Origin of the sequence: Rhizobium sp. Rhizsp82, assembly GCF_047325115.1 — a bacterium.
Taxonomy (GTDB): Bacteria; Pseudomonadota; Alphaproteobacteria; order Rhizobiales; family Rhizobiaceae; genus Rhizobium.
On the sequence record NZ_CP168570.1, the window covers coordinates 1,647,371 to 1,664,064 of the forward strand.

The 16,694-nt window shown below is 63.9% G+C and carries 15 protein-coding genes; 9 read left to right on the plus strand and 6 right to left on the minus strand.

The genetic code is table 11. From position 1 onward, the window contains the following. Positions 1-12: 12 nt before the first annotated feature. Positions 13-996 carry a bifunctional riboflavin kinase/FAD synthetase gene (locus ACEN84_RS12835; protein ID WP_413711054.1) on the plus strand — a complete coding sequence of 328 codons (984 nt, stop codon included), beginning with the start codon at positions 13-15 and terminating at the stop codon, positions 994-996. Positions 997-1,093: 97 nt separating this feature from the next. On the opposite strand, the gene ACEN84_RS12840 is transcribed toward ACEN84_RS12835, so the two are convergent. Then, positions 1,094-2,305, minus strand: a complete 1,212-nt coding sequence (locus ACEN84_RS12840; protein ID WP_413711055.1) for an MFS transporter — start codon at positions 2,303-2,305, stop codon at positions 1,094-1,096. Positions 2,306-2,549: 244 nt separating this feature from the next. Here ACEN84_RS12840 and ACEN84_RS12845 point away from each other — a divergent pair, with 244 nt between their 5' ends. After that, positions 2,550-2,747, plus strand: a complete 198-nt coding sequence (locus tag ACEN84_RS12845; protein WP_112713029.1) for a DUF3311 domain-containing protein — start codon at positions 2,550-2,552, stop codon at positions 2,745-2,747. After that, the gene (gene mctP / locus ACEN84_RS12850; RefSeq protein WP_413711056.1) at positions 2,737-4,212 is read left to right on the plus strand and encodes a monocarboxylate uptake permease MctP; all 1,476 of its coding nucleotides are present in this window, start codon (positions 2,737-2,739) and stop codon (positions 4,210-4,212) included. Before ACEN84_RS12845 ends, mctP begins: the two co-directional genes overlap by 11 nt. Positions 4,213-4,244: 32 nt before the next feature. Here the strand turns inward: mctP and ACEN84_RS12855 are convergent, their stop codons facing one another. Beyond that, positions 4,245-4,679 carry an RES family NAD+ phosphorylase gene (locus ACEN84_RS12855; RefSeq protein WP_413711057.1) on the minus strand — a complete coding sequence of 145 codons (435 nt, stop codon included), beginning with the start codon at positions 4,677-4,679 and terminating at the stop codon, positions 4,245-4,247. A gap of 2 nt (positions 4,680-4,681) precedes the next feature. Beyond that, positions 4,682-5,092, minus strand: coding sequence for an antitoxin Xre/MbcA/ParS toxin-binding domain-containing protein (locus ACEN84_RS12860; RefSeq protein ID WP_413711058.1), 411 nt, complete (start codon positions 5,090-5,092; stop codon positions 4,682-4,684). 279 nt (positions 5,093-5,371) lie between these two features. On the opposite strand from ACEN84_RS12860, the gene ileS reads away from it, so the two are divergent. Both ileS and ACEN84_RS12870 read left to right on the plus strand, forming a co-directional pair. Further along, positions 5,372-8,341 carry an isoleucine--tRNA ligase gene (gene ileS / locus ACEN84_RS12865; protein ID WP_413711059.1) on the plus strand — a complete coding sequence of 990 codons (2,970 nt, stop codon included), beginning with the start codon at positions 5,372-5,374 and terminating at the stop codon, positions 8,339-8,341. A gap of 140 nt (positions 8,342-8,481) precedes the next feature. Further along, positions 8,482-9,111, plus strand: coding sequence for a hypothetical protein (locus ACEN84_RS12870; RefSeq protein ID WP_112713019.1), 630 nt, complete (start codon positions 8,482-8,484; stop codon positions 9,109-9,111). Positions 9,112-9,119: 8 nt separating this feature from the next. Here ACEN84_RS12870 and ACEN84_RS12875 read toward each other — a convergent pair whose 3' ends face one another. Both ACEN84_RS12875 and ACEN84_RS12880 read right to left on the minus strand, forming a co-directional pair. Continuing rightward, positions 9,120-9,413, minus strand: a complete 294-nt coding sequence (locus ACEN84_RS12875) for a hypothetical protein (RefSeq protein ID WP_413711060.1) — start codon at positions 9,411-9,413, stop codon at positions 9,120-9,122. After that, positions 9,410-9,847, minus strand: a complete 438-nt coding sequence (locus tag ACEN84_RS12880) for a nucleoside deaminase (protein ID WP_112713015.1) — start codon at positions 9,845-9,847, stop codon at positions 9,410-9,412. Before ACEN84_RS12880 ends, ACEN84_RS12875 begins: the two co-directional genes overlap by 4 nt. Positions 9,848-9,938: 91 nt before the next feature. Between ACEN84_RS12880 and ACEN84_RS12885 the strand changes: the two genes are divergently transcribed. From ACEN84_RS12885 to ACEN84_RS12895, 3 genes are all read left to right on the plus strand, one after another. Next, positions 9,939-11,951: a pseudouridine synthase gene (locus tag ACEN84_RS12885; protein WP_413711061.1), complete on the plus strand. Its 2,013-nt coding sequence runs from the start codon at positions 9,939-9,941 to the stop codon at positions 11,949-11,951. Beyond that, positions 11,932-12,492, plus strand: coding sequence for a 16S rRNA (guanine(966)-N(2))-methyltransferase RsmD (gene rsmD, locus ACEN84_RS12890; RefSeq protein WP_413711062.1), 561 nt, complete (start codon positions 11,932-11,934; stop codon positions 12,490-12,492). Before ACEN84_RS12885 ends, rsmD begins: the two co-directional genes overlap by 20 nt. A gap of 92 nt (positions 12,493-12,584) precedes the next feature. Next, the gene (locus ACEN84_RS12895; protein ID WP_413711300.1) at positions 12,585-13,418 is read left to right on the plus strand and encodes a patatin-like phospholipase family protein; all 834 of its coding nucleotides are present in this window, start codon (positions 12,585-12,587) and stop codon (positions 13,416-13,418) included. On the opposite strand, the gene ACEN84_RS12900 is transcribed toward ACEN84_RS12895, so the two are convergent. Then, positions 13,415-15,229 (minus strand): monovalent cation:proton antiporter-2 (CPA2) family protein, encoded by a 1,815-nt coding sequence (locus tag ACEN84_RS12900; protein ID WP_413711063.1) that lies wholly within the window; start codon positions 15,227-15,229, stop codon positions 13,415-13,417. The two genes, ACEN84_RS12895 and ACEN84_RS12900, sit on opposite strands and share 4 nt — an antisense overlap. Positions 15,230-15,335: 106 nt before the next feature. Between ACEN84_RS12900 and ACEN84_RS12905 the strand changes: the two genes are divergently transcribed. Further along, positions 15,336-16,682 (plus strand): TldD/PmbA family protein, encoded by a 1,347-nt coding sequence (locus ACEN84_RS12905; RefSeq protein WP_413711064.1) that lies wholly within the window; start codon positions 15,336-15,338, stop codon positions 16,680-16,682. The last annotated feature ends 12 nt before the right edge of the window (positions 16,683-16,694 follow it).

The window sequence follows — 16,694 nt, forward strand, 5'->3', positions numbered from 1 at the left end:
GAAGCCCTGCCGATGACCGTCTTTCACCGCAATGAAACCCGCGAACCGCTGCCATCCCATCTGAGAGGCGGCGTCATTGCCATCGGCAATTTCGACGGCGTCCATCGCGGCCACCAGTCGGTGCTGACGCGGGCGCTGGAAATTGCCAAAGCACGCGGCGTCCCGGCGCTGGTACTCACCTTCGAGCCGCATCCGCGCACGGTCTTCCGGCCGGATAGCCCGGTTTTCCGCATCACGCCGGCACCTCTCAAGGCCCGTATCCTCGAAGCCCTCGGCTTCGGCGCCGTCATCGAATATCCCTTCGATCGTGAATTCTCGCAGCGGTCCCCTGACGATTTCATCCACGGCATTCTCAAGGATTGGCTCGGCGCCTCCGAGGTCGTGACCGGTGTCGATTTCCATTTCGGCAAGGGCCGCGAAGGCGGCCCTGCCTTCCTGATGGATGCCGGCCAGAAATACGGCTTCGGCGTCACCCTGATCGATGCCTTCCGTGACGAGAATGCCGATGTCGTCTCGTCGAGCCGCATCCGCGCGCTGCTGAAGGATGGCGATGTCAGCGAGGCTGCTGCCCTGCTCGGCTATCACTATACGGTCGAGGCGGAAATCATCGGCGGCGAAAAGCTCGGCCGCCAGCTCGGCTTCCCGACAGCCAACATGCAGCTGCCGCCCGAGGCCGAACTCGCCTCCGGAATCTATGCGGTCCGCTTCCGCCTGCAGAACGGCACGCTCCACGATGCCGTCGCCAGCTACGGCCGCCGCCCGACGGTCACCGAGAACGGCGCGCCGCTGCTCGAAACCTACGTCTTCGATTTCAGCGGCGATCTCTACGGCCAGATCTGTTCGGTCTCCTTCTTCGGATACCTCCGGCCGGAACTGAAATTCGACGGCCTCGACCCGCTCGTCGCCCAGATCAAGCGCGACGAGGAAGAGGCGAGGGCACTGCTCTCAGGTGTCCAGCCACTCGGCGAACTCGACCGGCTGATCTGCTTTATCTGAACCTTTGCCGTGTAGCCCCGTGCGCCGCACTTCCCTTCTCCCCTCGGGGAGAGGGTGCCCGAAGGGCGGATGAGGGGGCCAAGCCCTGTATGTTGGCCTAGGCGGCACCCAACGCCGGCGCCTGCTTCCCCCGCGGCAACGGCGGAAACGCGAGCGCGATAGCCGCCGCACCGAGCCCCACCAGCGCCGAGCCGATGAACAGCCACGAATAGTTCTGGTAGGTATCGAAAATCCAGCCGCCGATCAGCGGTCCGAAGGCCATGCCGATGCTCGACAGCATCGTCGCGGCCCCGAACACCGTGCCGATCACCTTCGGCCCGAAATACTCGCGCGCCAGCACCGCATAGAGCGGCATGACCCCGCCATAGGCGCTGCCGAAGATCACGGCGAGCGCGTAGAACTGCCCGAGCTCGCTCACCGCCAGATAGGTCGCCAGCGCCGCCGCCTGCACCAGAAGCCCGGCAACCAGTACCGGCTTGACGCCGAACTTGTCCGCTAGGCTGCCGTAGAGCAGGCGCCCGCCGAGACCCGCAAGGCCCTCGACGCTGTAGATGCTGACCGCCGCCATCGGCGCCACGCCGCAGATCGTCGCGTAGCTCACCATATGGAAGATCGGCCCGGAATGGGCCGCGCAGCAGGCAAAGAACGTACCGCCGAGCACCAAGAACTGCGGCGAGCGGAAGATCTTGCCGAGCGCCGGGCGTTCGCCGCCTGCTGCTTCCAGCGTGCCTGTGTCGCTCGCCGGAGAGGGCGCGCGGCGTACGAGCAAAGCGGCCGGGATCAGCAGGACCCAGGCGCCGATGCCGATGACCAGCATCGCCGTGCGCCAGTCGTATGCCGAGATCAGCGCCCGGGCGAGCGGCGAGATCGTCATCGGCGCAACGCCCATGCCCGCCGAAACCAGCGACACCGCCAGCCCGCGGTTCTCCTCGAACCACTCGGTCGTCGATGCGATCATCGGCGCGAAGAAGGCGCTCGCCGAAATCCCGACGAGGACGCCGTAGGTCAATTGAAACTGCATCAGCGATCCCGCCCGGCTGGCGAGAACCAGCGCCAGCCCGAGAAGCAGCGCCCCGATCAGCACGACGGGGCGGGGGCCGAAGCGGTCGCTCAAAGCGCCCCACATGAAGCCGCCGACGCCCATGACGATGAAGTTCAGCGTCATGGCGCTGGCAATGCCGGTATGCGACCAGCCGGTATCGGTGGCGATCGGCGTCTGAAAGATGGCGAGAGAAAACATTGCGCCGAGCGCAACGCATGTCATCAGGGCGCCGGCGGCGACGATGACCCAACGATAGGAACTGCTCATATCCACTTCACTCCCTGTGGATCGAATGGAATGCCAGCGCGGCAAAACCCGTGCTGCACTCCAAGGACGTGCGAGCTGTCGGCATTTCGACAGTGCCACGATAATTTTTGCTTGTCGCCGCCCTCCGCCAAAAATGGCGGTTTCATGGCAAATACGCTTGTCCCGATGCCTGAGGGGTATATGTCTGAACTGTCATATGACGCGGATTCGCTGCGCCCCCACAGCAATGAAAGGCAATCTCAACATGGATAAAAGGTTTGGAACAGCGGCCTGCTGGCTGCTCGTCATTCCCTATATCGGGCTCCTCTGGGTGCCCTTCTACAATTTCCGTGAGCCGGCTCTCTTCGGCTTTCCGTTCTTCTACTGGTACCAGCTCGCATGGGTGCCGATCACCGCGTTCCTGACCTGGATCGCCTATCGGAGCATGCGCAATGACGACTGAGATCAACGGTACGGCGCTCAGCGTCTTCATCTTCTTCTTCATCCTCGTCACCGTCATGGGCTTTGTCGCAGCCCGCTGGCGCAAGCCGGAAACCCTTGCCCATATCGACGAATGGGGTCTCGGCGGCCGCTCCTTCGGCACCTGGATCACCTGGTTCCTGGTGGGCGGCGATTTCTACACCGCCTACACGGTCATCGCCGTTCCGGCACTCGTCTATACGGTCGGCGCCTACGGCTTCTTCGCGCTACCCTACACGATCGTCGTCTATCCCTTCGTCTTCATGGTGATGCCGGTTCTCTGGAAGCGTGCCAAGGACTTCGGCTATGTGACGGCGGGTGACGTCGTTCACGGCCAGTATGGCTCGCGCGGCCTGGAGCTCGCGGTCGCCGCAACCGGCGTCATCGCCACCATGCCCTATATCGCCCTGCAGCTCGTCGGCATGACCGCGGTCTTGAAGGCGCTCGGCCTGCATGGCGAACTGCCGCTCGCCATCGCCTTCATCGTGCTGGCGCTCTACACCTATTCGGCGGGCCTGCGCGCCCCGGCGCTGATCGCCTTCGTCAAGGACATCATGATCTATGTCGTGGTGATCGCGGCCGTGGCGTTGATCCCCTCGAAGCTCGGCGGCTATGCCAATGTCTTCGCCTCGGCGGATGCCGCCTTCCAGGCCAAGGGCTCCGGCAACCTCCTGCTCGGCGGCAACCAGTATGTCGCCTATGCGACGCTGGCGCTCGGGTCGGCGCTCGCGGCCTTCATGTATCCGCACACGCTGACCGGCATCTTCGCCTCCAACAGCGGCAATACCATCCGCAAGAACGCAGTGCTGCTGCCGGCCTATACTTTGCTCCTCGGCCTGCTGGCGCTGCTCGGCTATATGGGCCACGCCGCAAACCTGCAGCTGGAAAGCCCGAATGACGTCGTCCCGGCTCTGTTCGAGACGCTGTTTTCCAGCTGGTTCGCAGGCTTTGCCTTCGCGGCGATCGCCATCGGCGCGCTCGTGCCTGCGGCCGTCATGAGCATCGGCGCCGCCAACCTCTTCACCCGCAATTTCTGGAAGGCCTACGTCAATCCAGAGGTCAGCGATGCGGGCGAGGCGAAGGTCGCCAAGATCACCTCGCTGGTCGTCAAGATCGGCGCTCTGCTCGTCATCCTCTTCCTGCCGACGCAGTTCGCCCTCGACCTGCAGCTCCTCGGCGGCATCTGGATCCTGCAGACGCTCCCGGCGCTGGTTTTCGGCCTCTACACCAACTGGTTCCGCGCCCCCGGCCTGCTCGCCGGCTGGTTCGTCGGCTTCTTCGGCGGCACGTTCCTCGTCTGGATCAACGGTCTGAAACCACTCCAGCCGATCACGCTCGGAGAGACCTCCTTCACCATCTACATCGGCCTCCTGGCCCTGGTGGTGAATATCCTGGTCGCTGTCGTGGTGAATGTGGTGACGCCTGCGAAGGCGGTTGTGAGAGCTTGAACAATCGATAGCAGGCGGCCTCGTGCCGCCTGCTATCGCAGAAGGCGGCTATCGAAGGGATAATCGAAGGTCGTCTCGATAGCGATGCCGTCGGCAGCCGGATGTTTCGGGTTGATCAGGACATTGCGTGCCTGCGGCATGACCACGCTCGGAACCTCGATCAGACAGGTATTTCCTGCCTCCAGCAGCGAGGTGCCCAGCGCCTGTGTCGCCGCGAGATCGGCGGTATCAACGTCATTGTCGCCGATACGCATCGACGGCAGCCCGTCCGGACAGGCGATCTTCAGCAGCTTGTAATGCAACGGCAGATCTTCCAGATCCACGTGAACCAGGATTTCCAGCAGCGCTGTTGACGGATGATCGGCGCAATAAACAACCGGATGTCCTGTCTTGTGCCACCGGCCGGAAGCCAGCAGCCCACCGCACCCGCTAAGATCCACATGATTGGAGATCCGCCAGAGATACACGGTCAGATATAAATCCCGTGGTCGATGCGCAGAATTGCTTCTTCTACGAGCCGTGCACCCGTTTCCGATTCAAGAAGATCGATCGGCACGACGCCGTTCAGCGAACGGTTGGCCTTGCGCAGCCAGCGCTGAGCCTTCTCGTGTTCGCCGAAAACCTTGTCGGCCAGCTCGCTGATGCGGAGGATACGCTGGGCACTGTCGTTTTCCGCCAGCGTCAGCGGCTCGCCCTTCTCGACCCGGCGCGCAAGCGTGCGGCGAGGGGCAACGAAGCGGTAGATCTCGTCCATCGAGAAGCCGAACTCCTTCAGTCTTTCTACCGAGCGGCCGTCAAACCGCGGCAAGGTTCCGCCGGCCGCCGTCTGCACGAGAGCCTGCGCAGAATGATCTTTCGATGCTGATGAGATGCTGGCCATGATGCTGCTCCGCGCCAAGTGCCCTCAAATATATGCGCACTTGGCCAAAACTTCAATCGCGCCATCCGGCCTCTTCCTTTTCCCCGCAAAAGCGCCTATGAACCGGCCCGATGAGTAAATTCCGGCTGGCGATTGCGATACGAATTATCGGCCCGGCCTTCCGCGCGCGCTGAGCGGCCGGAAGGTCCGGGTTTTTGGCGCTTGTCGAGCAAGCGCTTCCGTCACCAACAATTCCACATCCGTTGCGCCCTTTGAGGCCGCCAGAAACGATTGCCAGACATGACCGACACAGCCGAAAAGATCGACTACTCGAAGACCCTCTATCTGCCCGAAACCGACTTCCCGATGCGCGCCGGTCTGCCGCAGAAGGAGCCGGAAATCGTTGCCAAGTGGCAGCAGATGAACCTCTACAAGAAGCTGCGTGCTTCGGCCGCCGGCCGCGAGAAGTTCGTGCTCCACGACGGCCCGCCCTATGCCAACGGCAACATCCATATCGGCCACGCGCTGAACAAGATCCTCAAGGACGTCATCACCCGCTCGTTCCAGATGCGCGGTTTCGACTCCAACTATGTTCCGGGCTGGGACTGCCACGGCCTGCCGATCGAGTGGAAGATCGAGGAAGAGAACTACCGCGCCAAGGGCAAGGCCAAGCCTGACCTGACCGAGCCGGCCGCAATGATCGAGTTCCGCCGCGAATGCCGCGCCTATGCCGAAAAGTGGATCGGCATCCAGGGCAGCGAGTTCCAGCGCCTCGGCATCATCGGCGATTTCGAAAATCCCTACCTGACGATGAACTTCCACGCGGAAAGCCGAATCGCCGGCGAGCTGCTGAAGATCGCCAAGTCGGGCCAGCTCTACCGCGGCTCCAAGCCGATCATGTGGTCGGTCGTCGAGCGCACGGCGCTGGCGGAAGCCGAAGTCGAGTATCACGACTACGAAAGCGACACGATCTGGGTGAAGTTCCCGGTGACAGAAGCGAAGCTGGCTCAAAGTCCTGAGCAGAGTTACGCTTCGATGGATGCCGCTTTTGCAGACGCTGAGAAGATGCGCAAGGCACTTGAAGAGGCCTTTGTGGTTATCTGGACGACTACGCCTTGGACGATCCCCGGCAATCGGGCAATCGCATATTCGGCCCGTGTGTCGTATGGACTCTATGAAGTTGTCGCCGCCGAAAATGACTTCGGTCCGCAACCGGGTGAGAAGCTGATTTTCGCGGATAAGCTTGCGGAAGAGTCGTTTACAAAAGCTAAGCTTCAATACAAGCGGCTAGCGTCCGTTCCCTCAGGCGTTCTGAGCGGCATCACCTGCGCCCATCCGCTGAAGGGCCAGGGCGGTGGCTACGAATTCGGTGTCCCGCTTCTCGATGGCGACCACGTCACCGATGATGCCGGTACCGGTTTCGTCCACACCGCGCCGTCCCACGGCCGCGAAGACTTCGACGTCTGGACCTCGTCGGTCCGCGAGCTCGATGCTCGCGGCATCGACACGAAGATCCCGTTCCCGGTCGATGATGGCGGCTTCTACACCGCCGATGCGCCCGGCTTCGAAGGTGCCCGCGTCATCGATGACAACGGCAAGAAGGGCGATGCCAACGACCGCGTCATCAAGGCGCTGATCGAGCGCAGCGCGCTCTTTGCCCGCGGCCGCCTGAAGCACCAGTATCCGCATTCCTGGCGCTCCAAGAAGCCGGTCATCTTCCGCAACACGCCGCAGTGGTTCGTCTATATGGACAAGGACCTGAAGGACGGCACGACGCTGCGCACCCGCGCCCTGAAGGCGATCGACGACACCCGCTTCGTTCCGGCCGCCGGCCAGAACCGCCTGCGCGCCATGATCGAGCAGCGCCCGGATTGGGTCCTGTCGCGTCAGCGCGCCTGGGGCGTTCCGATCTGCGTCTTCGTCGACGAGCAGGGCGAAGTGCTGAAGGACGATGCCGTCAACCAGCGCATCCTCGATGCTTTCGATGCGGAAGGCGCCGATGCCTGGTTCGCCGAAGGCGCCAAGGAACGCTTCCTCGGCAACGAGCATGATCCGGCCCAGTGGAAGCAGGTCATGGACATTCTCGACGTCTGGTTCGACTCGGGCTCGACCCACACCTTCACGCTGGAAGACCGCCCGGACCTGAAGTGGCCGGCCGATCTCTATCTCGAAGGCTCCGACCAGCATCGCGGCTGGTTCCATTCCTCGCTGCTGGAATCCGCTGCCACCCGCGGCCGCGCGCCTTACAACGCCGTTCTCACCCATGGCTTTACCATGGACGAGAAGGGCGAGAAGATGTCGAAGTCGAAGGGCAACGTGACCTCCCCGCAGGAAGTCATGAAGGATGCCGGCGCCGATATCCTGCGCCTCTGGGTCATGACGTCGGACTATGCAGACGACCTGCGCGTCGGCAAGACCATCATCCAGACCAACGTCGATGCCTACAGAAAGCTGCGCAACACCATCCGCTGGATGCTCGGCACCCTGGCGCACGACAAGGGCGAGACGATCGCGCTTGCCGATCTGCCGGAGCTGGAACAGCTGATGCTGCACCGCCTGGCCGAGCTCGACCAGGTCGTCCGCGAAAACTACGATGCCTTCGATTTCAAGAAGATCGCCCGCGCGCTGATCGACTTCTCGAATGTCGAGCTCTCGGCCTTCTACTTCGACATCCGCAAGGACGCGCTCTATTGCGACGCGCCGTCGAGCCTGCGCCGCCGTTCTGCACTCTATGTCATCCGCATGATCTTCGATTGCATGGTGACATGGCTGGCGCCGATGCTGCCGTTCACGACGGAAGAGGCCTGGCTGTCGCGCAATCCGTCGGCCGTCTCGGTCCACCTCGAACAGTTCCCGGCAATCCCGGCTGACTGGAAGAACGAGGCGCTGGCCGAGAAGTGGAAGAAGGTCCGCGCCATCCGCTCGGTCGTCACCGGCGCCCTCGAAATCGAGCGCAAGGACAAGCGCATCGGTTCGTCGCTCGAAGCTGCCCCGGCCGTTCATATCGCCGATGCGGAGCTGAAGGCTGCGCTCGAAGGTCTGGATTTCTCGGAAATCTGCATCACCTCCGACATCGCGATCGATGGCGGCGAAGGTTCTGCCGATGCCTTCCGTCTGCCCGAAGTTCCGGGCGTTTCGGTCGAACCGAAGCTGGCAGAGGGCGTCAAGTGCGCCCGTTCCTGGCGCATCACCAAGGATGTCGGCTCGGATGAGAAGTATCCGGATGTCTCCGCCCGTGATGCCGCTGCGCTTCGTGAGCTTGGACTGTAAAGCCTGAAGAAAATTGCCGGGTGAATTGCTCTTTGGCGGTTCATCCGGTAAAAGCTGCCTGAAAATGGCCGGATTTTTACGTCAGGGGGACGGATGTCCGGTTGGGCGATGATTGCACCGGCATGGCTGGAAGGGTTTTCATGTTAGCGACGCGTTGGTTCCGTGTAGGCGCCTGCCTCACGGTTGTTATGGCGGCAGGCTCGATGGCTACCGGCTGCACGAGCCCCACTTACGGCACCGGCACGAGCGCAATGGCGCAGCTCGGTGACGATATCGGCCAGTCCGTATCGCTCGCTCCGCAGGAGCCGAAGAACAAGGGCGTCAAGTATCAGCCGCGCCCGACGCTGGTCATGCCCGCACAGGCTTCCAAGGAAACCCTTGTCGAGCCGCAGGCGACGATCGCCACCAAGGACAATCCGCAGTGGCCGGAATCCCCTGAGGAAACCCGCGCCCGTCTCGTCAAGGAAGCTGACGAGAATTCCGACAGCTCGACCTATGTCTCGCCGCTTGCCAAGAACGGCATCGAAGGCGGCCGGAAAACCGCAGCCGAACAGGCCCAGGCATTCCGCGAAGCCCGCGCCGCCCAGAAGGGCGGCGGCGCCGTGACTGAGCGCCGCTCCATCTCCGATCCGCCGACCGAATACCGTCAGGCTGATGACCCGTCCAAGCTGGATGATCTTGGTGAGCCGGAAGCCAAGAAGGAAAAGAAGCGCAAGAAGGATGCCGCTGTCGCCGGCACCGGCAAGCAGTGGTGGAACCTGCTGCAGTAAGCGGATGCTTACATCTGCCGCGCCGCTGCCCAGCGGCGCACAAGCAGAATGTGGATGATCTGGCAGATCAGAAGAACTGAGCCGGTGATCGCGAACAGCGCGATCACCCCGCTGGCCGCAAAGATCGCGCAGATGGCGACCGAAAGACCCGGCACGAAGGCGAAAGCGGCCGCCCGCGGCGCCGACCAGTTGACCTCTCCCCGCAAGGACCATTGCATTGGAATGGCGCTCGTACCGGGCGCGATGCGCAGATAGGCGAAGCCGCCGATCGCGATCATGACGGCGAGAATGACAAGGCTCATGGCGTCTCCCGCTTTCCGGCAAAGAACGTCCTGAGGATATCCGCAGCCTCCGTCTCGTTCAAACCCGAATAGACCTCCGGTGCATGATGGCAGGTCGGTTGCGCATAGAAGCGCACGCCGTTGTCGACTGCGCCGCCCTTCGGATCCTCGGCGCCGTAATAGAGGCGCCGGATGCGGGCAAAGGAGATCGCCGCCGCGCACATCGTGCAGGGCTCCAGCGAAACATAAAGATCGGCCCCGGTCAGGCGCTCCTGTCCAAGCTCCTCGCAGGCCATGCGGATCGCCGCAATCTCGGCATGGGCGGTGACGTCGTTGCGCTCGCGGGTGCGGTTTCCGGAGCGGCCAACGACGGCGCCATCAAGCACCACGACGGCGCCGATCGGCACCTCGCCACGCTCACCGGCAGCGCGCGCTTCCTCGAGCGCCATCTCCATAAACCGATTTGTCTTCACGATCCGGCAAATTCCCACTTAACCGCAGGGGCACGACCTGATAGAGAAGCCCCAAAAGGCAGGCAAACAACAAATGACATTCAAAGACAAGCCAAAACGGCCGGGTGGCAAGCCCGCAGCGCGCGATACGCGTCCGAAAACCGAAGGCAAGCCGGCACGCAATGCCGCGCCGAAGGCAGAGGCTGCGGCAACCGAAGGCGACGCCAAGGCCGAACGCATTTCCAAGGTCATGGCGCGCGCAGGCGTTGCCTCGCGCCGCGATATCGAGCGCATGATCATGGAAGGCCGCGTCACGCTGAACGGCAAGCTGCTCGAAACGCCCGTCGTCAACGTCACGCTGACGGACAAGATCGAAGTGGACGGCGTGCCGATCCGCGGCATCGAGCGCACGCGCCTCTGGCTCTATCACAAGCCGGCCGGCCTGGTGACCACCAATTCCGATCCGGAAGGGCGCCCCACCGTATTCGACAATCTGCCGGATGAACTGCCGCGCGTCATGTCGATCGGCCGCCTCGATATCAATACCGAAGGCCTGCTGCTGCTGACGAACGATGGCGGTCTCGCCCGTTCGCTCGAGCTGCCGACGACCGGCTGGCTGCGCCGCTACCGCGTGCGCGCCCACGGCGAGATCGATCAGGATGCGCTCGACAAGCTGAAGGAAGGCATTGCCGTCGATGGCGTGCTCTATGGCTCGATCGACGCGACGCTCGACCGCACCCAGGGTTCCAACGTCTGGATCACCATGGGCCTGCGCGAAGGCAAGAACCGCGAAATCAAGAACGTCCTCGGCGCGCTCGGTCTCGACGTCAACCGCCTGATCCGCATCTCCTACGGTCCGTTCCAGCTCGGCGACCTGCCGGAAGGCCATGTGATCGAAGTGCGCGGCCGCACGCTGCGCGATCAGCTCGGCCCGCGCCTGATCGAAGACGCCAAGGCGAATTTCGACGCGCCGCTCTACAACAACAGCCCCGCTGTTGCAGAAGAAGAGGAAGAGGCGCCCGCCAAGCCGGAACGCCGCGAGCGCACCTGGAAGCCCGGGGACAAGCGCGAGCGCGCGCTGAGCCGCCTCGATACCAAGCGTGACGATCGCCGTGACGACCGCCGCGATGATCGTCGTGACGGTGGCCGCGAAGGCGGACGCAAGGATGACGATCGTCCGAAGCGCCCGGCGCTCGGAAGCCGCCGCAACGCCAATGTCTGGATGGCGCCCGGCGCCCGTCCGCTCGGCGAGAAGGCTGCGGCCAAGGCTGCCAAGAACGAAAAGACCGCCCGCCGCCGTGGCGAGGGGCCTGATGCCGGCAAGCCGCAGGGGTCGAGCTACGACAACGACCGTCCGCGCACGGTGATCAACCGCGCTCACGACGAAGAGGGCGAATGGATCCGCTCGACCGAAACCCCGGCTGGCGGCAAGGATGACCGCGAAGGCTTCGGCCGCAAGCGCTCCTTCGGCGACCGTCCCGATCGTGGTTTCGGCGACCGTCCGGCGCGTGGTGATCGCCCGGCCCGCGGCGAGCGCTTCGAACGCGGTGAACGCCCCGCCGGTGATCGTCCCGCTCGCGGTGACCGTCCTGCTCGCGGCGACCGCCCGTTCGGCGACAAGCCGCGTGGCGACCGAAAGCCCCGTGAAGATGGCGAGCGTACGCGCTCCTTCGGCGACCGTCCGGCCCGCAGCGACAGGCCCTATGGCGATCGTCCGGCTCGCGGCGAGCGTCCTGCCGGTGACCGTCCCGCTCGTGGCGACCGTCCTTTCGGCGGCAAGCCGCGCGGCGACCGCCGTCCGCGCGAAGAGGGTGACGAGCGTCCCCGGTCCTTCGGTGACCGTCCGCGTCCCGCCCGCAGCGCTTCCGGCGAAGCCCGCTCGGAGCGTCCCCGCGGCGATCGTGCGTTCGGCGACAAGCCGCAGGGTGACCGCCCCCAGGGTGACAAGCCGCGCGGCAAGAGCTTCGGTGCGAAGCCGGGTGGCGCAAAGAATTTCTCCGGCAAGCCGAAAGGCGACCGGCCCGGCGGCGGCAAGCCTTCGGGCGGCCCGTCGCGTGGTGGACCAAAAGGAAAGGGAATGACGCGCGGTGCGGATCGTCGGCGGTGAGTTTCGCGGACGGTCGCTCGCCGTACCTAAATCCAACGACATCCGGCCGACTGCCGACCGGACGCGTGAGAGCCTGTTCAACATTCTGAGCCATGCCTATCCGGAATGCGTCGATGGCACCCGGATACTCGATCTCTTTGCCGGTACCGGCGCCGTCGGTCTCGAAGCCGTCTCGCGCGGCTGCCGTCATGCGCTCTTCGTCGAAAACAGCGTCGAGGGCAGGGGCCTGCTCTGGGAAAATATCGATGCGCTCGGTCTGCACGGCCGCACGCGCATCCTGCGGCGTGATGCCACGGACCTCGGCACGGTCGGCAATCTCGAGCCCTTCAACATGCTCTTCGCCGACCCGCCCTATGGCAAGAGTCTGGGCGAAAAGGCCATGGAAGCGGCCGCCAAGGGCGGCTGGCTGGTGCCGGGCGCCATCGCGGTTCTCGAAGAGCGCTCCGATGTTGCCGTTTCGGTCGATCCTTCCTATGTCTTCCTGGAAGACAGGATCTTTGGCGACACCAAGGTCCATTTCTTCCGCTACCAGCCGCTTTAGGCAGGGCGGAAAACCGGGAGTGTTCAGTGCAGCAGGCAGGTATTGTGAATAGCGTGATACCTGCCACGGATGGCCTGACGCCCGTCAGCGGCATGCCGACCGTCGCAGTCGCCTTCGGCGGCGGCGGTGCCCGCGGCCTTGCCCATATCCATGTCATCGAAGCGCTGGATGAGCTCGGCATTCGCCCCGTGGCGATCTCGGGCTCGTCGATCGGCGCCATCATGGGCGCCGGCATGGCGGCCGGGATGACCGGCGAGGCGATCCGCGAACACGCGCTGATGACCGTCGGCAACAAGACCGCCGTCGTCAGCCGCATCTGGGGCTTGCGCCCGCAGACGGTGCGCGATGCGGTCGCCAAGGGCATCCGCATCGGCCAGTTCAATCTGGAGCGTATCCTCAAGGCCTTCCTGCCCGCAGACCTGCCGGATCGCTTCGAAGACCTGCTCGTGCCCATGCAGGTGATCACCACCGATTATTACGGCCAGAGCGAGGTCATCATCGATCACGGCCAGCTTTTCCCGGCACTTGCCGCGTCCTCCTCGATCCCCGCCGTCTTCATGCCCGTGCGCATGAACGACCGCGTCATGATCGACGGCGGCATCAGCAATCCCGTTCCCTATGAATGCCTGATGGATGTTGCCGATATCGTCATCGGCATCGATGTCGTCGGCGCCCCCGAAGGCGACGGCACCCATATCCCGAACCGCATGGAGAGCATCTTCGGCTCCGGCCAGCTGATGATGCAGACGGCGATCACGCTGAAGCTGAAGATCCAGCCGCCGCACATCTTCCTGCGCCCCACGGTCGGCCGCACCGGCGTCATGGATTTCCTCAAGGCCCGCGAAGTGCTCGCCATGTCCGCAGGCGTCAAGGACGACCTGAAACGCGCACTCGAGCAGCAATTCGAGGCGCGCATCAAGGCTTAGGCGTCAGCGGTGACGTCAGCGGGTCCGGCCAAGGGATCCTCATCCATCTCCATCGCGCGCTTCGGCTTGACCAGCGGCTCCGGCCGCACCGGATGCGAAAACAGCATGTCGCGCCCGGCCTGCAATCCTTCCGAGACCTGCAGAACCAGCCGCTCCTCGTCGCGGCGGCGGATATCCTCGCCGATTTCATAGGCTTCCGCTTCGCCGACACCGAGAGCCTCCAGCGTCCGGCGGCCGAAGAGCAGACCGGATTCCAGCGTTTCGCGCAGCTCGTAATCGACATTCTGATTGCGCAGCGCGATCGAGTGGATGCGGTCATAGGAGCGCACGAAGAGTTTTGCGTGCGGATAATCGGCCTGAACGAGCTCCACCACCTTGTCGGTAATCTCCCGCTTCTGCGTACAGACGACGACGATCTTCGCTTTGTCGATGCCCGCCGAGCGCAGCACATCCTTGCGCGTCCCGTCGCCGAAATAGATGCGGAAGCCGAAGGACGATGCCTGGCGGATACGGTCGGCGGAGAAGTCGATGACCGTCACGTCGCGGCCACCGGCAAGCAGGATCTGCGCGGCGATCTGGCCGAAACGCGAGAAGCCGACCATCAGCACATCGGCACCGGCGCCGACGAAATCCTCGTCCAACTCCTCATGCTCGTCGCCCGTCAACAGGCGCCTCGAAAGCGCCGAGCCGATCGGCGTCAGCGCCATCGTCAGCGTCACGATGGCGACCAGCAGCGAAGCGGTGCTCGATGGCATCAGGCCCGCGGTCGCCGCGGCGGTAAACAGCACGAAGCCGAACTCGCCACCCTGCGGCAGCAGGAAGGCGATACGGATCGCGTCGTTGTGCGGCGAGCCGGAGGCGCGGCAAAGCCCATAGATGACGGCAGCCTTCACCGCCATGATGACGGGCACGGCGGCGACGATGAACAGCGCATTGTCGACCAGCACCTCGAGCTCCAGCGAGAGCCCGACGGCGATGAAGAAGATAGCGAGCAGCACGCCGCGGAAAGGCTCGATATCGGCCTCAAGCTCATGCCGGTAGGAGGATTCCGCCAGCATGATGCCGGAGAGGAAGGCGCCCATCGCCATGGAGAGACCCGCAAACTGCATTAGCGTCGCCGACCCCATGACGACGAAAAGGGCGGCTGCAATCATCGCCTCGCGGGCGCCTGTGCGCGCAATCACCTGGAACAGCGGCGTCAGCAGATAGCGCCCCATGACGATCATCGCCACGACCGCGCCGATTGCGATCCCGAAATCGAGGAACGGCTGATCGCCGCCCTCGCTGCCGCCGCCACCGAGCACGGTGATCAGTGCCAGCAGCGGCACGATCGCCAGATCCTGCAGCAGGAGCACCGAGAACGAGCGCTGCCCGTATTTCGTGTTCACTTCCCCGGTACCCTCGAGGATCTGCATGGCGAAGGCGGTGGAGGACAGCGCCAGACCGAAGCCGGCAACGATGCTGCCACGCCATTCGAGCACGCCGGAGAGATAGGCAAGCGCCGTCAGCGCCAGTCCCGTCAGCAGCACCTGCGCCGTGCCGAGGCCGAAAATGTCGCGGCGCATCTGCCAGAGGCGTGATGGTTTCAGCTCCAGTCCGATGATGAATAGCAGGAAGACGACGCCGAGTTCGGCGACGCCAAGGATCTGCTCGCCATCGGTAATGCCGTGGAAAACTGGCCCGATCACCACGCCGGCGGCGAGATAGCCGAGCACGGTGCCAAGCCCGAGCTTCTTGAAGATCGGAGCTGCGACGACGGCGCCGCCGAGCAGCAGGATCGTTTCGGAGAAAAAGGCATTAGGGGCAGACATGCGTCGGAAACTCGTTCGGTGATGGGGCGGGAAAAAGAATCGGCGGCCGCGGCCTTGATGCTTTCCGAACTGCACAATAAATGGAACCGGAAGGAAAGGCCAAATCATGTCCTCAGAAATTGATTCCTCGACACTTCTTTCCCGTGCCAGCCAGCTGATCGATCTTGCCAAGAAAGCCGGTGCCGATGCCGCAGACGCGGTGGTCGTCCGCTCGCGGTCGCAATCCGTCAGCGTCCGGCTCGGCAAGGTGGAGGGCATGGAGTCTTCCGAGAGCGACGACTTCTCGCTGCGCGTCTTCGTCGGCAAGAAGGTTGCCAGCGTTTCCGCCAATCCCGGTTTCGACCTGACGGCGCTCGCCGAGCGGGCCGTCGCCATGGCCAAGGTATCGCCCGAAGACCCCTTCGCCTGCCTGGCCGACGAGAAGAACCTCGCCAAGTCCTATCCCGATCTGCAGCTGCTCGACCGTACCGAAGTGACCTCGGACATGCTGCGCGAAGCGGCGCTGGCGACGGAAGCGGCCGCACTCGCCGTCAAGGGCGTCAGCAATTCCTCCGGCGGCGGTGCCTCCGGCGGCATGGGCGGCATGGTGCTCGTCACCTCGCATGGCTTCGAAGGCAGCTATATGGGCTCGCGCTTCGGCCGCTCGGTCAGCGTCATCGCCGGTGAAGGCACCGGCATGGAGCGCGACTACGATTTCGACAGCCGCATTTACTACAACGAGCTCGACGCCCCCGAAGAGATCGGCCGCCGCGCCGGTGAGCGCACCGTCAAGCGCGTCAACCCGCGCCAGGTGCCGACAGGCAAGGACGTCACCGTCATCTTCGACCCGCGCATTGCCCGCGGCTTCGTCGGCCATATCGCCGGTGCCATCAACGGCGCCTCGGTTGCCCGCAAGACCAGCTTCCTGCGCGACAAGATGGGCCAGCAGGTCCTCAAATCCGGCCTGTCGATCACCGACGATCCGCTGATCGTCCGTGGCCCGGCCTCGCGCCCCTTCGACGGCGAGGGGATCTCGGGCGAAAAGCTGGTGATGATCGAGAACGGCGTGCTGAACCACTGGTTCCTGTCGACGTCGACCGGCCGCGAGATCGGCATGGAAACCAACGGCCGCGGCGTGCGCGGCGGCAATTCGGTGACGCCGGCTTCCACCAACCTGGCGCTCGAACCCGGCGATATCTCGCCCGAGGATCTGATCCGCAGCGTCGGCAACGGCTTCTACGTGACCGAGCTGATCGGCCAGGGCGTCAACATGATCACCGGCGAATACAGCCGCGGCGCCACCGGCTTCTGGATCGAGAATGGCGAGCTGACCTTTGCGGTCTCCGAGGTGACGATTGCATCGAACCTCAAGGAGATGTTCATGCGCGTCACCCCCGCAAACGATATCGATCGCAAATATGGCGTCGCAGCCCCGACGCTCGCCATCGAGGGCATGACGCTCGCCGGGCGCTGAAGATTGGAAGAC

Excerpts from the sequence above, each read along its gene's own strand:
- ACEN84_RS12835 (WP_413711054.1), top strand. The coding sequence starts at position 13 with ATGACCGTCTTTCACCGCAATGAAACCCGCGAACCGCTGCCATCCCAT.
- ACEN84_RS12840 (WP_413711055.1), bottom strand. The coding sequence starts at position 2,305 with ATGAGCAGTTCCTATCGTTGGGTCATCGTCGCCGCCGGCGCCCTGATG.
- ACEN84_RS12845 (WP_112713029.1), top strand. The coding sequence starts at position 2,550 with ATGGATAAAAGGTTTGGAACAGCGGCCTGCTGGCTGCTCGTCATTCCC.
- mctP (WP_413711056.1), top strand. The coding sequence starts at position 2,737 with ATGACGACTGAGATCAACGGTACGGCGCTCAGCGTCTTCATCTTCTTC.
- ACEN84_RS12860 (WP_413711058.1), bottom strand. The coding sequence starts at position 5,092 with ATGGCCAGCATCTCATCAGCATCGAAAGATCATTCTGCGCAGGCTCTC.
- ileS (WP_413711059.1), top strand. The coding sequence starts at position 5,372 with ATGACCGACACAGCCGAAAAGATCGACTACTCGAAGACCCTCTATCTG.
- ACEN84_RS12870 (WP_112713019.1), top strand. The coding sequence starts at position 8,482 with ATGTTAGCGACGCGTTGGTTCCGTGTAGGCGCCTGCCTCACGGTTGTT.
- ACEN84_RS12875 (WP_413711060.1), bottom strand. The coding sequence starts at position 9,413 with ATGAGCCTTGTCATTCTCGCCGTCATGATCGCGATCGGCGGCTTCGCC.
- ACEN84_RS12880 (WP_112713015.1), bottom strand. The coding sequence starts at position 9,847 with ATGGAGATGGCGCTCGAGGAAGCGCGCGCTGCCGGTGAGCGTGGCGAG.
- ACEN84_RS12885 (WP_413711061.1), top strand. The coding sequence starts at position 9,939 with ATGACATTCAAAGACAAGCCAAAACGGCCGGGTGGCAAGCCCGCAGCG.
- ACEN84_RS12895 (WP_413711300.1), top strand. The coding sequence starts at position 12,585 with ATGCCGACCGTCGCAGTCGCCTTCGGCGGCGGCGGTGCCCGCGGCCTT.
- ACEN84_RS12900 (WP_413711063.1), bottom strand. The coding sequence starts at position 15,229 with ATGTCTGCCCCTAATGCCTTTTTCTCCGAAACGATCCTGCTGCTCGGC.
- ACEN84_RS12905 (WP_413711064.1), top strand. The coding sequence starts at position 15,336 with ATGTCCTCAGAAATTGATTCCTCGACACTTCTTTCCCGTGCCAGCCAG.